Raw genomic sequence first — 18,234 nt, 5'->3', positions numbered from 1 at the left:
GTCCGCCAGCCGGTGACCAGCCCGTCGGTCACCGGCTCGCGGGGTAGCGCTCCCGGGCAAAGCGGTAGAGGTCACTGGCCAACTCGGAGAGCCGGTGCGCGGCATGGTGGTGCCGTTCCCAGGCGGCGTGCAGGCGGATCGTGACCGCTTCCCCCTGCTCGTCCAGCACGAGTAGTGGCACCAGCCCGAACCGGCTGTCGTCGGACAGCACGCACACGCCGCGGCCCGACGCGGCCACGGCCTGGGCCACGATCGGGGAGGAGAACTCCGCTGCCGCCGCCAGACCGACGCCGGCGGCATCCATCGCCTGGTCCAGTCGCTGCCGCGCGTGGAAGGTGGGGTTCAGCAGCAGCAGGTCCACGTCGGCCAGCTCGTGGAGCGGCACCTGGCCGCGTCCCGCCCACGGATGCCCGGGCTGCACATGCGCCAGCAACGGCAGGTCCGCGATCCGACGCCGGGCCAGGTGCGGCGGGGGTGTGCGCGGCCCGATCGCCAGGTCCACCCCCTGCCCGAAACCCTGGTAGGCCGCCAGCGCGGTGGTCTCCACCACCGACGGCAGCGGTGCGTCCGCCGGCCAGCTGGCCAGCCAGGGGGCGATCACGTCGTCCCGGGTGGTGCCGGTGGTGGCAATAGTGATCTCCTGCAGGTGCCCCGCGGCCACCTCCCGGGCCACCCGTCGCACCTCGTCCGCGGCCCGCAGCGCCACCCGTGCGGGCTCCACCATGCCGCGCCCCGCGGGGGTCAGGTGCAGCCGGCCCTCCTCGCGTCGGAAGAGCTCCATCCGCAGGCTGCGTTCCAGTTGCCGGATCTGGCGGGAGACGGCCGGCTGGCCGATCCCGAGCCGCTCCGCGCCCGCGGTCACCGTCCCTTCCTCAACCACAGCAAGGAAACAGCGCAGGGCGTGCAGGTCCATGGTATTCCTCTTCGGAATGGGAAAGATCAACAATTGGTATTGGACAGCATAGTCCCGGGGCGTGCAGGGTTCTCGGGTAGCCAGCGGTGATCGGTGACCAACCCAGCACAGCGACGTCGCCCCAGCCCGGCGCGGCCCACGAGTCACCCGCCACCCAGCCAGCCACCGTCCCGAACCCAGCCCCGGGCCCGAGGGCCGGGCCCCACCCAGATCCAGCAACCCGGAGGTAGCCATGACCCCCACCCAGCAGCCCACCGTCGAGCAGCAGCGCAAGCTGGTCACCGCCATTCCCGGCCCGAAGAGCCAGGAGTTGCACCGCCGCACCAAGGCGGCCGTCTCCGCCGGTGTCGGGATCGGCCTGCCCGTCTACATCGAGCGCGCGGGCGGCGGCATCCTGACCGACATCGACGGCAACCAGCTGATCGATCTGGGGGCGGGCATCGCCGTCACCAGCGTCGGCAATGCGGACCCGGCCGTGGTGGCCAGGGCCAGCGCCCAGCTGGAGGCCTTCACCCACACCTGCTTCATGGTCACCCCGTACGAGTCCTATGTAGCGGTCTGCGAGCAGCTCAACCGGCTCACCCCGGGCGACCACGAGAAGCGCACCGCCCTGTTCAACTCCGGCGCGGAGGCCGTCGAGAATGCCATCAAGGTGGCCCGAGTGCACACCGGCCGGGACGCCGTCGTCGTCTTCGACCACGCCTACCACGGCCGGACCAACCTGACCATGGCGCTGACTGCCAAGAGCATGCCCTACAAGCACGGCTTCGGCCCCTTCGCCGGGGAGGTCTACCGCGCCCCGATGGCCTACCCGTACCGCTGGATGGGCCAGCCCGAGACCATCACCGAGGACGCCTTCGAGGCCTTCACCCAGGCCGTGCACGCCCAGGTGGGCGAGCAGAATGTCGCGGCCGTGCTGATCGAGCCGATCCAGGGCGAGGGTGGCTTCATCGTGCCGCCCGCCGGCTGGTTGAAGAAGGTGGCCGACTGGTGCGCCGAGCACGGGATTGTGTTCATCGCCGACGAGGTGCAGACCGGTTTCTGCCGCACCGGCGACTGGTTCGCCTGCGAGGCCGAGGGCGTGGTGCCTGACCTGGTCACCACCGCCAAGGGGATCGCCGGCGGCCTGCCGCTGTCCGCCGTCACCGGCCGGGCCGAGATCATGGACGCCGTGCACGCCGGCGGTTTGGGCGGCACCTATGGCGGCAACCCGGTGGCCTGCGCCGCTGCGCTGGGCGCCATCGAGACCATGGAGAAGCAGGACCTGGCCGGCCGGGCCCGCCAGATCGGGGAGATCTTCACCCGTCGGCTGGGTGCGATGGCCGAGCGCTTCGACGTGATCGGCGAGATCCGTGGCCGGGGCGCCATGATGGCCGTCGAGCTGGTGGAGCCGGGCAGCACCCGGCCCGCGGCGGACCTGACCAAGAAGATCAACGCCGCCTGCCATGCTGAGGGCGTGGTCACGCTGACCGCCGGCACCTACGGCAATGTGCTGCGCTTCCTGCCGCCCCTGGTGATCAGCGACGATCTGCTGGAGGAGGCACTCGACGTCCTGGAGCAGGCCATCGAGGCCAGCCTGTGACCACCAGCCCGCCCGAAGGAGCCATCATGACCGACATCAACCAGACCCTGGAAGACCTGCCCCACGGGCTGTTCATCGACGGGCAGTGGCGCGCGGCCAGCGGCGGTGCCAGCTTCGACGTGCGCAACCCCGCCACCCGCCAGGTGCTCACCCAGGTGGCCGACGCCACCCCCGAGGACGGCCTGGCCGCCCTGACCGCCGCCCACCGGGCGCAGGCCGACTGGGCCCGCACCACCCCGCGGGAACGCTCGGAGCTGCTGCGCCGCGCCTATGAACTGATCATCGAGCGCACCGAACTGTTCGCCACCCTGATGACCTTGGAGATGGGCAAGACCCTGGCCGAGGCCCGGGGTGAGGTGGCCTACGGCGCCGAGTACTTCCGTTGGTTCAGCGAGGAGGCGGCCCGGATCAGCGGCGGCTACAGCCAGGCCCCGGCCGGCGGCTCCCGGTTGCTCACCATGCGCCAGCCCGTCGGGCCGGTGCTGATGATCACGCCGTGGAACTTCCCCCTGGCCATGGGAACCCGCAAGATCGGCCCCGCCATCGCCGCCGGCTGCACCATGGTGATCAAGCCCGCCGCCGAGACCCCGCTGACCATGATCGCCCTGGTGGCGCTGCTCGAGGAGGTGGGGGTTCCGGCCGGGGTGATCAACCTGGTCACCACGTCCACCTCCGGCAAGGTGATGGAGCCGCTGGTGCGGGACCCGCGGGCCCGCAAGCTGACCTTCACCGGCTCCACCGGGGTGGGCCGCACGTTGGTGGAGCAGTCCGCCGAGCAACTGCTGCGGGTCTCGATGGAGCTGGGCGGCAATGCCCCCTTCATCGTCTTCGACGACGCGGACCTCGACGCCGCCGTCGACGGCGCGATGGCCGCCAAGATGCGCAACATCGGCGAGGCCTGCACCGCCGCCAACCGCTTCTTCGTGCACGAGGCGGTGGCCGACGAGTTCACCACCAAGCTGGTGGGCCGGATGACGGCGCTGACGCTCGGCAATGGCCTGGACGACGGGGTCGACGTCGGCCCGCTGATCACGGACAAGGCCGTGGGTGAGGTCCAGGCCCTGGTGGACGACGCCGTCGCCCGCGGTGCCCGCAAGCTGTGTGGGGACCAGCCGGTGCCCGACGAGGGATCCTTCCTGGCCCCGACGGTGCTGGCCGACGTGCCGGCCGAGGCGGACATCGCCCGGCAGGAGATCTTCGGCCCGGTGGTGGCCATCCAGACCTTCACCGACGAGGACGACGTGATCCGCCGCGCCAATGACACCGAGTTCGGCCTGGCCTCCTACTTCTACTCGACCTCCCAGGCCCGCTGCCTGCGGGTGGCCGAGCGGCTGGAGTACGGCATGGTCGGCGTCAACGCCGGGGTGATTTCCAACCCGGCCGCCCCCTTCGGTGGGGTGAAGGCGTCTGGCTTCGGTCGCGAGGGCGGTGCGGAGGGAATCGCCGAATACCTGGAGACCAAGTACGTCGCCCTGCCCATCTGAGGAGCCACCGGCCAGTGCGGCCCCATACCGGGACCGCGCTGGCGGTGCCCTCCCTCGAGCAAAGGACCCCCATGAGCACTGACGCTCCTCCCACCGGCCAGCCGCCCCTGCCCGTCGACGACCTCACTCCCTCCGGGGAGGAGAAGGGCAAGTTGCTGCGCTCCCGGCACGTCACCATGATCACGCTGGGCGGCATCATCGGGGCCAGCCTGTTCGTCGGTTCCGGCAATGTGATCCGCACCGTCGGGCCGGCGGCCGTGATCTCCTACCTGATTGGCGGGCTGCTGGTCTACCTCGCCATGCGGATGTTGGGGGAGATGGCGGCGGCCCGGCCCGCCATCGGTTCCTTCATGGAATATGCGCGCGAGGGGCTGGGGGACTGGGCTGCCTACCTGGTGGGCTGGCTCTACTGGTACTTCTGGGTGGGCGTGCTGGCCTACGAGTCGGTCCTGGGTGGGCAGACCATCCACAACTGGTATCCGGTGGTGCCCCCGTGGGCCGCCTCGCTGGGGCTGCTGGCCCTGTTCGTCGGCACCAACCTGATCTCCGTGCGCACCTTTGGTGAGGTGGAGTTCTGGTTGGCCGGGATCAAGGTGGTCTCCATCACGGTCTTCCTCGTGATGGGCGTGCTGTTCGCACTGGGCCTGTGGCCGCACTCCAGCATGAGCGTGCAGAACCTGTGGGCACACGACGGCTTCGCCCCCAAGGGGGTCGGGGCGGCCCTGACCGGCGTCGCGCTGGTGATCTTCTCCTACTTCGGCACCGAGATTGCCGTGATGGCGGCCGCCGAGTCCGAGAACCCGGCCAAGGGGATCAAGCAGGCCACTTCCACCATCATCTGGCGGATCCTGCTCTTCTTCGTCGGCGCCATGCTGGTGATCACCATGATCATTCCGTGGGACGAGCTGCCGGCCCCCGTGGACGTCAGCTCCGCGCCCTTCACCCTGGTCTTCGCCAAGATCGGCATCCCCGGCGCGGCGATGATCATGCAGCTGGTGATCTTCAGCGCCGTGCTCTCGGTGTTGAACTCCGGGCTGTACTCCGCCTCCCGGATGTTCGCGGCGCTGGCCTACCAGGGTTTCGCGCCGGCGATCATGAAGAAGACCTCCCGCCACGGGGTGCCGGTGGCGGCGCTGCTGGCGTCGACGATCGGCGGCGTGGTCGCCTCAATCGTCAACTTCGCGGCTCCCGGTTCGGGCATCTTCGAGTTCATCATGAACTCCTCGGGCCTGGTGGCCCTGTTCGTCTATGTCTTCATCGCGTTGACCCAGCTGAACATGCGGCGACGGATGTCGGCCGAGCAGAAGGCGAGCCTGGCGCTGCCCGTCCCGGGCACCCCGTGGATCAACATCCTGCTGATCGGGGCCATCATCGCGATCATGGGCGTGATGATGACCACCGCCGCCGGACGCACCCAGGTCTGGGCCAGCCTGGTCTCCACCGGGGTCTTGGTGCTCTTCTGGCCGCTGGTGCGGCGACGCCTGACCAGCAACGCACGATAGGATCACGGCATGGCCCGTGTAGTCGTTGATGTGATGCCCAAGCCCGAGATCCTTGACCCCCAGGGCAAGGCCGTGACCGGTGCGCTGAACCGCCTTGGATACACCGGATTCACGGTGCGCCAGGGCAAGCGGTTCGAGATCGAGGTGGACGGTGAACTCACCGACGACCGCCTCGGCCAGATCCGCGACGCTGCCGAGAAGCTGCTTGCCAACACCGTGATCGAGCAGTTCGAGGTGCACGTCGAGGGCCAGAACTGATGGCCACGATTGGTGTGGTGACCTTTCCCGGGTCACTGGACGACCACGACGCGATCCGCGCCGTCGAGATCGCGGGGGCCACCCCGGTGCCCCTGTGGCACGCGTCCGACTCCCTGGCGGGGGTCGACGCCGTGGTGCTGCCCGGCGGCTTCAGCTACGGGGACTACCTGCGCTGCGGCGCGATCGCCCGCTTCTCCCCGGTGATGGACTCGGTGATCGCGGCGGCCAACAAGGGGATGCCCACCCTGGGCATCTGCAATGGCTTCCAGGTGCTGTGCGAGAGTCACCTGCTGCCCGGCGCGATGATCCGCAATGAGCAGCGCCACTTTGTCTGCAAGGACCAGCGGCTGCGGGTGGAGACCAATGACACCACCTGGACCTGCGACTTTGCGCCCGGCGAGGAGATCACCATCGTCCTCAAGAATGGCGAGGGGAACTACCAGGCCAGCCCGGAGACCCTGAAGATGCTGGAGGACAACAACCAGGTGGTCTTCCGCTACATCGACGGCAATCCCAATGGCTCCAACCATGACATCGCCGGGATCACCAATGAGCGCGGCAATGTCGTCGGCCTGATGCCGCACCCCGAGCACAACATGGAGGAGCTGACCGGGCCCAGCCTGGACGGCCGGAAGTTCTTCAGCTCCGTGCTGCGCTTCCTGGAGTCGCGCGCCTGAACCCGACGCAGGCACGGGCCTCGACAGGCTCGGCCGCCGTGGCGGCGTACCAGCCCAGCCCAGCCCCGGTCCCCGAGCCCGTCGAGGGGCACCCGGAGGGTGCGTTTCCAAGCCCAGCAGGAGCACACGGAAAGGCCCGGACCATCAGGTCCGGGCCTTTCGCGTACTCAGGCGGGGGTCACTTGCGGCCGCGACCCTTCTGGTAGACCTGCACCACCGTCGGGCGGGGCAGGGTGTTGTTGTAGTCCGGGAACTGGCTGACCTGCTTCTCCCAGGTGCCGTCCTCGCCCGGGTGCTGGACGGAGACGAAGACCGTCTTGTCCTGGTCCCGGATGATCGGGCCGCAGGTCTCGGCGTCGCGCGGGACGGAGAGGAACTGCTGCACCCGGCCGCGGTCGCTGCCCTTCAGGGTGACCTTGAACAGGCCGTCGTTGTAGCCGATGCCGTCGGGGGCGCCGTCGGTGGAGATCCACAGGTTGCCCACCGAGTCGAAGGCCAGGTTGTCCGGGCAGGAGATCGGCGAGACGTGCTCGCGCGGGTAGCCGGCAAAGTAGGTGTTCTCGTCGGTGGCCGGATCGCCACAGACCAGCAGCAGGCTCCAGGCGAACCGGGTCGACGACTGGCTGCCCAGCTCGTCGATCTCGATCACATGGCCGTCGCGGTTCTGGGTGCGCGGGTTGGCCTCATCGGGCCCGGCCTTGCCTTCCTTGCCCCGGTCGGAGTTGTTGGTGCAGGCGACGTAGACCCGGCCGGTCTTCAGCGAGGGCTCGACGTCCTCACACCGGTCCATCTTGGTGGCGCCCAGCTTGTCGGCGGCCAGACGGGTGTAGACCAGCACTTCCTCCAGGCTCATGCCCTCGACCATGGACTTGCCGTTCTTGGTCAGTGGCAGCCAGCGGCCCGTGCCGTCGAAGTACTCATCGCTGGGCAGGGTGGCCTTGCCGTCGATCTCGCTGGCCGGAGAGTTGCCGGTGAACTTGGCCACGTACAGGTCGCCCTCCTCCAGCAGGGTCATGTTGTGGCGACGGTCATTGGCCCGGTACTTGCGCTTGGACACGAACTTGTACAGGTAGTCGAACTTCTCGTCGTCGCCGGAGTAGGCCACCACATGGCCGTCCTCACCGACGATCACATTGGCGCCCTCGTGCTTGAACCGGCCCAGGGCGGTGTGCTTGCGCGGGGCGGCCTTCGGGTCGAAGGGGTCCACCTCCACGATCCAGCCGAACCGGTTGGCCTCGTTCTCGAAGCCCTCGTTGCGGGTGTCGAAGCGCGGGTCGGTGTGCTCCCAGCCGCGCACGGACTCCTTGTCGGTGATGCCGTAGCGCTTGTTCTGCGGCAGGTCCTTCTTGCCCACGAAGTAGGAGTGGTAGTTCTCCTCACCGGACAGCAGGGTGCCCCACGGGGTCAGGCCACCGGAGCAGTTGCCCAGGGTGCCCAGCACCTTGGTGCCCGAGGGATCGGCCTTGGTCTTCAGCAGCTCGGACCCGGCGGCCGGCCCGGTCACCCGGTAGGGGGTGTCGATCACGATGCGACGGTTCAGCTTGCCGCCCTTCACGTAGTTGTACGGCGCGTTGCGGTTCTTGCGCTCCAGCTCCACCACGGTCAGGCCGTGGTTGATCATCCCGATCTCCCGCTTCTGCTCGATCGGCATGTCCGTCGGGAACATGATGTTCTCATTGGTGTACTCGTGGTTCACGAACATCACCGCGCGACGGCCCTCGCTGCCCGGGATCTCGATGATCTCGGTGTAGTCGTTGTTGTAGCCGAACTGCTTGCGGGCGGCGGCAGCGGTCTGCTTCTTCGGGTCGAAGGCGGGGGAGTCGGCGAACAGCGGGTCACCCCAACGGATGATCGGCTTCCAGGCGTAGCCCTCGGGGACGGTGAATTCGTCGGTCTCGAAGTGCACCGGGTTGATCGCGTCGAAGACCAGACGGCTGCCCCGCGTGCCGCGGCCCCGCCCGGCGGGCAGCGCCTTCTCGGCCACCGGCGCGGCAGCCGCGTCCAGCTGCGAGGCGCCGAACAGCGCCACCGCGCCGGCGGTGCCACCCAGCACGGCGCGCCGGGAGACTGCCGAGGAGGCGATGTCACGGAAGTAGTCATTGGAGGTGGTGTTGCACACCTCACCCAGGCACTGGTTGTCGCACTTGAGCTGGCAGGTGACGGCGGAGCGCTTGCCGCGCACGTGGCCGATCATGGGCAGGAGCCGCTTCGAGTCCATGGATTGGGTACCTTTCGCGTCGGCTCACGATGAGCCGGGGTCAGTGGGATGCGGTCCCGAGACAACCAGTTGCGGGTTGAATCGGGTCAACCGATGGTTGAACGGTGCATGAACTTGGGTCTTTGGCATCGCCGATCAGGTGGCTCACCGCTCTGGCAGACATGGACAGCTGTCCTGTGGAACTTTGCGTTGTGACTTCACGACACAAAGTTCCACGGGACAGCTGTCCAAGACTTTGCGGACCGAACCAACCCCCTCAGGCGCGTCGGATCCGGCTGGCCAGGGCCTCGTCGGCGCGCACCTCGGGCAGCAGCGCGGCCCCATCCAGGCCGGTTCCCCGAGGCGGCAGCAGCCGCGCGCCCGGATGCCTGGCCAGGAGGGCGTCGGTGAAGCTCTGCATTACCTCGGGGCTGCTGAAGACCTTGCCGACGGTGCTGACGGCGGGGTCGGGGCGCTCGGCCTGGCCCACCCGCTCCAGCCCCGCGCAGGCGCTGAGGGCCAACTCCTGGCCGGCCCCGGTCAGGATCGCACGGCACACCTCGTCGCCCTGGGCAGCCAGCTCCCCGACGGTGCGGGACCACGCCGCAATCCGGCTCACCCGGTGCTCGTCGCCCTGCAGGATCATGTAGGCGCCCTCCAGATCGCCGAACTCGACCTTGGCCAGGGGAGTCAGGGCGGTGGCCGGGCCCCGGCCGTCGTGCGCCCGCATCACCGCATCCAGCGCGGCCCGGCCAATCCAGTAGCCGGAGCCCGCGTCGCCAATCAAGTTGCCCCAGCCGTCCACCCGGGCCACCGCGCGCTCCCCGACGGCCAGGGTCACCACGCCGGTGCCGGCGGCGGTGACCACGCCCGGCACATTGCCCAGGGCGCCCAGGTAGCTGGTGGTGGAGTCGTGCGCCAGGTGCACCTGCCCAAAACCACCCTCGCCGACCAGGCCCAGCAGGGCGTCGGCCTGCATGTCGTCGGTCAGGCCGGAACTCCCGACGGCCAGCACCTCGGCCCGACGCGGGGCGGCCGCCACGGCCGCCAGGGCAATCCGGGCCAGCTGGGGAAGCACCGGCCGGTCGGTCAGCACCCCGTCGAACTCCTGGCTGTGCAGGACCATGCCCGCATGGGTGAGCTGGGCGCGGGCACCGGTCTGGCCGGCATCCATCGCGAGCACGGCCGGGGTGGTTGTGGACGTCGTCGTCATCCCCCCAGACTATGACAGCCGGGTGGGGGTCGGCTGCGCCGGTGCTGAAGATGCGCCGCACCCCTGAACGCCGCAAGATCTTCGGTGCTTGATTCGCCGCGCCGGTGATGTGAGGCTGAAGGACGTGAGCAACACCAACATCACCCGGGACGAGGCTGCCGTGCGCAGCGCGGGCCTGCGGCTCGAGACCTATCACACCACCGTCGACCTGCGGCAGGCCCCGGATCAGGGCCAGCCACGCTACCCGGTGCACACCGTCGTGGTGCTGGAGGCCAGCATCACCGAGACCTTCCTGGACTTCCTCGACGGCGAGGTGCACCGCCTACTGGTCAACGGTGAGCGTCAGCCGGTGCGCTACGACGGCGCCCGGATCCCGCTGACGCTGGAGGCCGGCCGCAATGTGGTGGAGGTGCACGCCGAGGCCAGCTACTCCCGCTCCGGCCAGGGCCTGCATCGCTTCGTCGACCCGATCGACCAGCAGACCTACCTCTACACCCAGTTCGAGCCGGCCGACGCCCGCCGCGTCTTCCCCAACTTCGAGCAGCCCGACCTGAAGGCCGCCCACCACATCTCCGTCCTGGCCCCCGACGGTTGGCTGGTGCGTTCCAACCAGCCCCGGGTGGGCGGCGGGCCGGTCAAGAACGAGGCCGGGGAACTGGACGGCGTGCGGCATGCCTTCGGGCCCACCCCGCCACTGTCCACCTACCTGACCTGCATCATCGCCGGGCCCTGGCACCAGACCTCCTCCCACTGGCGCTCCGGCGACGGCCTGGAGGTGGAGCTGGGGGCCCTGTGCCGGCAGAGCCTGGTGCCGCATTTCGACGCCGACAAGGTCTTCGAGCTGACCAAACAGGGGCTGGACTTCTACCACCACGCCTTCGGCTACCCGTACCCGTGGGGCAAGTACGACCAGGTCTTCGTGCCCGAATACAACCTGGGCGCCATGGAGAATCCCGGTCTGGTCACCTTCACCGAGAGCTACATCCACCGCTCCGCCGCCACCCGGGCGCAGTACCAGGGCCGGGCCAACACCATCCTGCATGAGATGGCGCACATGTGGTTCGGGGACCTGGTCACCCCGGCCTGGTGGGACGACCTGTGGTTGAAGGAGTCCTTCGCCGAATTCATGGGTGCTCACGTCAGCGTCCAGGCCACGGAGTTTCGCGACGCCTGGGTGGCCTTCGCCGGACGGCGCAAGGCATGGGCCTATGCCCAGGACCAACTGCCCACCACCCATCCGATCGTGGCCGACATCGGGGACGTCGAGGCGGCCAAGCAGAACTTCGACGGGATCACCTACGCCAAGGGCGCGGCCGTCCTCAAGCAGCTGGTGGCCCACGTGGGGGTGAGCTCCTTCTTCGCGGGGTCGCGTGCCTATTTCCAGGCCCATGCCTTCGGTTCGGCGCGGCTGGCCGATCTGCTGACCGCCCTGGAGCAGTCCTCCGGCCGGGACCTCGACAGCTGGTCCCGAGCCTGGCTGCAGACCGCGGGGCCGGACACCCTCAGCCCCGTGCTGGAACTGGCCGAGGGTCGGATCAACCGGTTGGGGATCCGCCAGGAATCCGTCGACGCCCGGGACGGCTCGCCCGTCGGCCGGCCCCACACGCTGAAGGTGGGCCTCTACCGGCTGGGCGACGGCCGGCTGGAACGCACCGAGTCCTTCGACGTCGAGCTGGCGGGCGACGAACTGACCTGGCTGGCCGACCCCGTCGGGCAGGACGCGCCGGACCTGGTCCTGGTCAACGACGAGGATCTCACCTACGCCAAGATCGGGCTGGATGAGCGCTCCCTGGAGACCGTCCGGGAGCACCTGTGCGAGTTGTCCGATCCGCTGGCCCGCGCCCTGGTCTGGTCGGCCCTGTGGAACATGACCCGCGATGCCCAGCTGCCGGTGGCCCACTACGTGGCGGCGGTGCTGCGCCACGGCGCGGCCGAGACCGACGTCGCCACCCTCAGCTCGCTGCTGACCAACCTGGATTTTGCGATCAACCACTACCTGCCCGCGGCCAGCCGGAATGCCGCCGCCGAGCAGGCCGCGGGGGCGCTGTGGGAGCTGCTGCAGGACAGTGCTTCCGGCAGCGACGCCCAGATCGTGCTGGCCCGGGCGCTGGCCGGTCTTGCCGTGCGGGCCCGGACTGTGGCCCCTCAGCTGGCCGGGCTGTTGGACGGCAGCGTCGTGCTGGACGGCCTGGAGCTGGGGCCGGAGCTGCGCTGGCTGTTTGCCCGCGCGCTGGTGGCGCAGCGGGTCTGGGGGCCGGATGAGCTGGCCGTCGAGCTGGAGCGTGACCCGTCGGCCGACGGCGTGACCGCTCACCGCGAGGCCATGGCCTCCCGCCCCGTCGCCCAGGTCAAGCAGGAGGTGTGGCGGGAGCTGCACACCCCGCTGGCGCTCAGCAATGACCACGTCGATGCGCTGGTGGCCGGTTTCAGCACACCCGGGCAGGAGGAGCTGGGGGAGCAGTCCTCGGCCGGCTACTTCGACGGGCTGACAACGGTCTGGGCCGAGCACGCCATCGAGATCGCCCAGCGACTGGTGAACGGTTTGTTCCCCTCCGGCCCGGACACCGTGGAGCGCGCCGAATCCTGGCTGGCCGACAATCCCGGGGCCCCGGCGGCGCTTCGTCGGTTGGTGGTGGAGGGCACGGACAATGCCCGTCGGGCCCGGAAGGCGCAGGAGTTCAACTCCTGAGTCCCTCCCGGCCTTTTGGACAGATGAACTGACCGCATTCAGCGCCGTTGTCGGTGCCAGATGCGGTCAGTACATCTGACCCACTGTTTCGGCGGCACCGACGGTCCATGTGCTCGGGGTTCAGACGCCCGGTGACCGTCCGGGTCGGGGACGTTGACGGTCCCGAGCCCGTCGCGGGATTGCGGTGTGGTGCCCGACCCCGGCCGCTGCCGGGTCGGACCACAGTCCTAGAGTTGGGCCGGGTACCGACGATGGTGCCCGGCCCCACCGCGTCGTGTTTGCCCCGTCGTGCTTCCCCGGCGTCTCGACGGCATGGTCGCGGCGGCCCACCACTCCCGTGAGGCACAGCCATGAGTACCACCCTCGACGCGGACCTCCCCGTCGATCTGCCACCCACCTCGCTCGACGAGCAGACCATCACCCAGGAGCGCAAGCTCAAGCCGAAGCAGCTGGTGATCTGGGGCGGCATCGCCCTGCTGGGTGCCGTCGCCTGGGCCAGCATCGCCCTGGCCCGCAAGGAATCCATCAACGGCATCTGGTTCGTCTTCGCCGCGGTCTGCAGCTACCTGATTGCCTACCGCTTCTACGCCACCTTCATCGAGAAGGTGCTGGTCAAGCCCGACGACACCCGCGCCACGCCGGCGGAGTACGCCTACAACGGCCACGACTTCGTCCCCACGGACCGTCGGATCCTCTACGGCCACCATTTCGCCGCCATCGCCGGCGCCGGCCCGCTGGTCGGCCCCATCCTGGCCGCCCAGATGGGCTACCTGCCGGGCACCATCTGGATCATCGTCGGCGTGATCGTGGCCGGCGCGGTGCAGGACTACCTGGTGCTGTTCATCTCCATGCGTCGCGGCGGCCGGTCCCTGGGCCAGATGGCCAAGGACGAGCTGGGCACCATCGGCGGCACCGCCGCTCTGCTGGCCACCCTGAGCATCATGCTGATGATCGTCGCCATCCTCGCCCTGGTGGTGGTGAACTCCCTGGGCGACAGCCCGTGGGGCGTCTTCAGCGTCGGCATGACCATCCCGATCGCCCTGTTCATGGGCGTCTACCTGCGCTATCTGCGGCCCGGCCGGGTGATGGAGGTCTCCGTCATCGGCTGCCTCATGCTGCTGGCCGCGATCATCGGCGGGGGCTACGTCTCCCGGACCGGCTGGGGTCAGGCCTGGTTCCACCTGGACAAGCCCACCGTGGCGTGGTGCCTGATCATCTACGGCTTCATCGCCGCCATCCTGCCGGTCTGGCTGCTGCTGGCCCCGCGCGACTACCTGTCCACCTTCATGAAGGTGGGTGTGATTGCGATGCTGGCCATCGCCATCGTGTTCGTGCAGCCGCAGATCACCGTGCCCGCCATCAGCGAGTACGCGTCGCGCTCCGATGGCCCTGTGTTCACCGGTTCGCTGTTCCCCTTCCTGTTCGTCACCATCGCCTGCGGTGCGTTGAGCGGTTTCCACGCGATGATCGCGTCGGGCACCACCCCGAAGATGGTGGAGAAGGAGCGCCAGACCCGGCTGATCGGCTACGGCGGCATGCTGATGGAGTCCTTCGTCGCCATCATGGCGCTGGTGGCCGCCGTCAGCATTGACCGGGGGATCTACTTCGCCATGAACTCCGCGGCAGGTGCCACCCACGGCACCGTCGAGGGCGCGGTGCAGTACGTCAACTCGCTGGGCCTGACCGGGGTGCACGTCGACGCCGCGACGCTGACCGAGACCGCGAAGAATGTCGGCGAGCAGTCGATCGTCTCCCGCACGGGTGGCGCCCCGACGCTGGCCGTCGGGCTGGCGCACATCATGCACCAGGTCTTCGGCGGGCCGGCGATGATGAGCTTCTGGTACCACTTCGCCATCATGTTCGAGGCGCTGTTCATCCTGACCAGCGTCGACGCCGGCACCCGCGTGGCCCGCTTCATGCTGGCCGACGCGCTGGGCAACTTCCACGCCCGCTTCCGGGACCCGAGCTGGAAGATCGGCGCCTGGCTCACGACGGCCGTGATGGTGGCCGGCTGGGGCTCGATCCTGATCATGGGCGTGACCGACCCGCTGGGCGGCATCAACACCCTGTTCCCGCTGTTCGGCATCGCCAACCAGTTGCTGGCTGCGCTGGCGTTGAGCATCTGCGCCGTAGTCTTCGCCCGCAAGGGGGCCCGCCATGCGCTGTGGATCATCGTCATCCCGTGGCTCTTCACCGCCGTGATCACCGTCTACGGTTCCTACCTCAAGATCTTCAGCAGCAACCCGAAGGTGGGCTACTTCGCCAACCACAAGCTCTACGCCGACGCCATCAAGGCCGGCAAGACCGAGCTGGGTGCCGCCAAGAACCTGGACCAGATGAATGCCGTCAGCTTCAACACCATGGTGCAGGGCAGCCTCTCGGTGCTCTTCGTGGTGTGCACGCTGATCGTCTTCGCCTTCGCGGCGGTCCGCACCGTCCAGGCGCTGCAGGCTGGCGGCGGGGTCTCCTCGGAGGATCCGGCCCTGCCGGCGCAGCTCTACGCCCCGGCCGGTCTGGGTGCGAGCAAGGCGGAGAAGGCACTGGAGAAGCAGTGGGATGAGTTCTACGCCACCCACCCCGACGCCCACCTGGTGCGAACGGGGCACTGATGCGCGACGGCTTGAACCCCGCCCCAGCCCCCGCGCTTGTCGAGGGGTCCGGGGCGGGTCATGAGGTGGTGGCCTCGACAGGCTCGGCCGCCGTGGCCGGGTCTGTGCCCCCGGGCTCGACCTCGCTCCCCCCGGGCTCGACCTCGCTCCCCACGGGCTCGACCCCGATCCCCGAGCCCGTCGAGGGGTCTTTGGCTGACCGGGAGTTGCAGCTGTCAGGTCTGACCGGGCGGTGGCGTCGCCTCACCCGGTTCGCCAACGGCGTGCTCGGCGCCGACAAGTACGAGCGCTACCTGGACTGGCACCGCACCACCCGCCAATCCGGGGAGCCGCTGGACCGCAAGTCCTTCTGGCGGCACGAGTACCACCGCCAGGAGCACAACCCGGGCAGCCGCTGCTGCTGAGTCGAAGCGTGGCGGGAGCAACCTTCCGTGATGCCAGAACAACGATCGCGCCTCGCATCCACCCGGATGCGGGGCGCGGTGCGTTCCGGGTGGGCTGGGTTGGGGCGCGGTGCCTCCGGGGCTACGGCCACAGGGCCAATCCATTGGAACTGTCCAGCGGAGCGTGGAGAACCTGCGTCGGTGGCTTCCTGGTGGTGTGCATCCCAATCCCGCCGGAACCTGTCCTTGGACGGCGGCGTGGGTCGCACCCACTCCGCGACGGTGGCTGAACTCGTCGGGGCCACCCACCTGCTTGCTCCGGCTGGATGCTTGCTTCGGGTTCGCGTCGCTCCGGCCCGTTGCACCCGATAGATTGGGTCCGTGGCCGACACCGTAGAAAATGCCGTCAACACTCCCGACGTCCAGCAGCCGTGGGCTGAGCTGGGGCTGAAGCAGGACGAGTACGACTCGATCCGGCAGATCCTCGGCCGGCGCCCCACAGGCGCCGAGCTGGCGATGTACTCGGTGATGTGGAGCGAGCACTGCTCGTACAAGTCCTCCAAGGTGCACCTGAAGCGCTTCGGCGTGCTGGAGCAGACCACCCCGCGTGGCCCGCTGCTGGCCGGCATCGGCGACAATGCCGGTGCGGTGGACATCGGCCAGGGCTACGCCGTCACCTTCAAGGCGGAGAGCCACAACCACCCGTCGTACGTGGAGCCCTACCAGGGCGCCGCCACCGGCGTCGGCGGCATCGTGCGTGACATCCTCGCCATGGGCGCCCGCCCGATCGGCGTGATGGACCCGCTGCGCTTCGGCCCGCTGGACGCCCCCGACACCAAGCGCGTGCTGCCCGGCATCGTCTCCGGGGTCGGCGGTTACGGCAACTGCCTGGGCCTGCCGAACATCGGCGGCGAGGTGGTCTTCGACAAGACCTACTACGGCAACCCGCTGGTCAATGCCCTGTGCGTCGGGCTGATGCGCCACGAGGACCTGAAGCGGGCCCAGGCCACGGGTGCCGGCAACAAGGTGATCATGTACGGCGCGGCCACCGGCGGCGACGGCATCGGCGGCGCCTCCATCCTGGCGTCGGAGACCTTTGACGCCGACGGCCCGGTCAAGCGCCCCTCGGTGCAGGTGGGCGACCCCTTCATGGAGAAGCTGCTGATCGAGTGCACCCTGGAGCTCTTCCAGGCCGACGTGATCAACGGTCTGCAGGACTTCGGCGCCGCCGGCATCTCCTGCGCCACCAGCGAGCTGGCCAGCGCCGGCTCCGGCGGCATGAACGTGGAGCTCGACGTGGTGCCGCTGCGCGACCCGTCGCTCAGCCCCGAAGAGATCCTGATGAGCGAGTCCCAGGAACGCATGATGGCCGTGGTGGAGCCCGGCAAGGTGGAGCGTTTCATGGAGATCTGCGCCAAGTGGGATGTGCTGGCCACCGTGGTGGGTGAGGTCACCGACGGCGACCGGCTGATCATCACCTGGCATGGCGAGACCATCGTCGACGTGGACCCCCGCACGGTTGCCCATGAGGGGCCCACCTACAACCGGCCGATCGCCCGGCCGGAGTGGATCGACCAGGTCAACACCGACGACGCGAATGCACTGGAGCGCGCAAGGACCGGCGAGGAGCTGGCCGAGACCCTGAAGAAGATGGTCGCCAGCCCGAATCTGTGCGACAAGTCCTGGGTGACCAGCCAGTATGACCGCTATGTCCGCGGCAACTCGGTGCTGGCGCAGCCGGAGGACGCCGGCATGCTGCGGATCGACGAGAAGACCAACTTGGGGATCAGCCTGGCCACCGACTGCAATGGCCGCTTCGCCTACCTCAACCCCTACCAGGGGGCGCAGCTGGCGCTGTGCGAGAGCTACCGCAATGTGGCCGTCGGCGGTGCCGAACCCGTGGCCATCACCGACTGCCTGAACTTCGGCTCCCCGGAGGACCCCGAGGTGATGTGGCAGTTCCAGGAGGCCATCAAGGGCCTGGTGGACGGCTGCCAGGAGCTGGGCACCCCGGTGACCGGCGGCAATGTCAGCTTCTACAACCAGACCGACGGCACCAACATCCTGCCCACCCCGGTGGTTGGCATGCTGGGCGTGATCGACGACGTGACCAAGCGCATCCCGATGGGCTTCAGCCACGCCGGCGACGGGGTCTTCCTGCTGGGCACCACCAAGGAGGAGATGAGCGGCTCGGTCTGGGCCCAGGTGATGCACGACGATCACCTGGGCGGCCAACCCCCGGCCGTCGACTTCGCCGCGGAGAAGGCCCTGGCCGCGGTGATGATTGCCGCCAGCAAGGAAGGCCTGCTGACCAGCGCCCATGACCTGGCCGACGGTGGTCTGGCCCAGGCCCTGGTGGAAAGCGCCCTGCGCAAGAACCTGGGCGTCGCGCTCACCCTGCCCGACGGTGACCCCTGCGTGCAGCTGTTCAGCGAGTCCGCCGCCCGGGCGATCGTCAGCCTCCCGGCGGGTTCCCTGCCCCGCTTCCAGCAGCTGTGCGCCGAGCACGACCTGCCGCTCTTCCGTCTGGGCGAGGTCACCGAGGCGCCCGAGCTGGAGATCCAGGGCCTGTTCACCCTGGGTCTGGACGAGCTGCGGGAGGCCTGGACGGCCACCATCCCGTCGGTGATGAACGCCTGACCCTCTTGGTCTAGGGGCCGAACAGAAGTGGGGGGGGGGGGGGGGGGAGGGGGGGGGGGGGGGGACGCGCCACCACACCCCCGCCCC

The 18,234-nt window shown here is 69.0% G+C and carries 11 protein-coding genes and 1 pseudogene; 9 read left to right on the top strand and 3 right to left on the bottom strand.

The genetic code is table 11. The annotated features are described in order from the left end of the window. Positions 1-28 precede the first annotated feature (28 nt). On the bottom strand, positions 29-913 hold the full coding sequence (locus AAEX60_RS15430; RefSeq protein WP_342104710.1) for a LysR family transcriptional regulator: 885 nt from the start codon (positions 911-913) through the stop codon (positions 29-31). Positions 914-1,145: 232 nt separating this feature from the next. Here AAEX60_RS15430 and gabT point away from each other — a divergent pair, with 232 nt between their 5' ends. From gabT to purQ, 5 genes and pseudogenes are all read left to right on the top strand, one after another. Then, positions 1,146-2,495 carry a 4-aminobutyrate--2-oxoglutarate transaminase gene (gabT, locus tag AAEX60_RS15425; protein ID WP_342104707.1) on the top strand — a complete coding sequence of 450 codons (1,350 nt, stop codon included), beginning with the start codon at positions 1,146-1,148 and terminating at the stop codon, positions 2,493-2,495. A 26-nt stretch (positions 2,496-2,521) separates the two neighbouring features. Continuing rightward, complete coding sequence (locus AAEX60_RS15420; protein WP_342104705.1) at positions 2,522-3,979, top strand: NAD-dependent succinate-semialdehyde dehydrogenase; 1,458 nt, start codon at positions 2,522-2,524, stop codon at positions 3,977-3,979. Between the two features lie 71 nt (positions 3,980-4,050). Next, positions 4,051-5,481 carry an amino acid permease gene (locus tag AAEX60_RS15415; protein ID WP_342104703.1) on the top strand — a complete coding sequence of 477 codons (1,431 nt, stop codon included), beginning with the start codon at positions 4,051-4,053 and terminating at the stop codon, positions 5,479-5,481. Positions 5,482-5,490: 9 nt separating this feature from the next. After that, positions 5,491-5,739, top strand: a pseudogene (purS, locus tag AAEX60_RS15410) (phosphoribosylformylglycinamidine synthase subunit PurS); the annotation flags it as partial. Further along, a complete protein-coding gene (gene purQ, locus AAEX60_RS15405; RefSeq protein WP_342104701.1) occupies positions 5,739-6,416 on the top strand; it encodes a phosphoribosylformylglycinamidine synthase subunit PurQ in 678 nt (225 codons plus the stop codon). The pseudogene purS and the gene purQ, both read left to right, overlap by 1 nt. A 178-nt stretch (positions 6,417-6,594) precedes the next feature. Here purQ and AAEX60_RS15400 read toward each other — a convergent pair whose 3' ends face one another. Further along, complete coding sequence (locus AAEX60_RS15400; protein ID WP_342104698.1) at positions 6,595-8,634, bottom strand: PhoX family protein; 2,040 nt, start codon at positions 8,632-8,634, stop codon at positions 6,595-6,597. 256 nt (positions 8,635-8,890) lie between these two features. Continuing rightward, positions 8,891-9,826 (bottom strand): N-acetylglucosamine kinase, encoded by a 936-nt coding sequence (locus AAEX60_RS15395; protein ID WP_342104696.1) that lies wholly within the window; start codon positions 9,824-9,826, stop codon positions 8,891-8,893. A 124-nt stretch (positions 9,827-9,950) separates the two neighbouring features. Here AAEX60_RS15395 and pepN point away from each other — a divergent pair, with 124 nt between their 5' ends. From pepN to purL, 4 genes are all read left to right on the top strand, one after another. Further along, positions 9,951-12,515: an aminopeptidase N gene (gene pepN / locus AAEX60_RS15390; protein ID WP_342104692.1), complete on the top strand. Its 2,565-nt coding sequence runs from the start codon at positions 9,951-9,953 to the stop codon at positions 12,513-12,515. Positions 12,516-12,865: 350 nt separating this feature from the next. After that, positions 12,866-15,124 carry a carbon starvation CstA family protein gene (locus AAEX60_RS15385; RefSeq protein WP_342104689.1) on the top strand — a complete coding sequence of 753 codons (2,259 nt, stop codon included), beginning with the start codon at positions 12,866-12,868 and terminating at the stop codon, positions 15,122-15,124. Between the two features lie 206 nt (positions 15,125-15,330). Further along, entirely contained in the window at positions 15,331-15,528 is a 198-nt protein-coding gene (locus AAEX60_RS15380) for a YbdD/YjiX family protein (protein WP_342104687.1), read from the top strand. Positions 15,529-15,888: 360 nt separating this feature from the next. Next, the gene (gene purL, locus AAEX60_RS15375; RefSeq protein WP_342104684.1) at positions 15,889-18,147 is read left to right on the top strand and encodes a phosphoribosylformylglycinamidine synthase subunit PurL; all 2,259 of its coding nucleotides are present in this window, start codon (positions 15,889-15,891) and stop codon (positions 18,145-18,147) included. Positions 18,148-18,234: the final 87 nt, after the last annotated feature.

This window comes from Luteococcus sp. H101 (assembly GCF_038433155.1).
Lineage (GTDB): Bacteria > Actinomycetota > Actinomycetes > Propionibacteriales > Propionibacteriaceae > Luteococcus.
The sequence above is the reverse complement of the archived record's forward strand: the minus strand, read 5'-3'. Positions and strand labels throughout refer to the sequence as shown.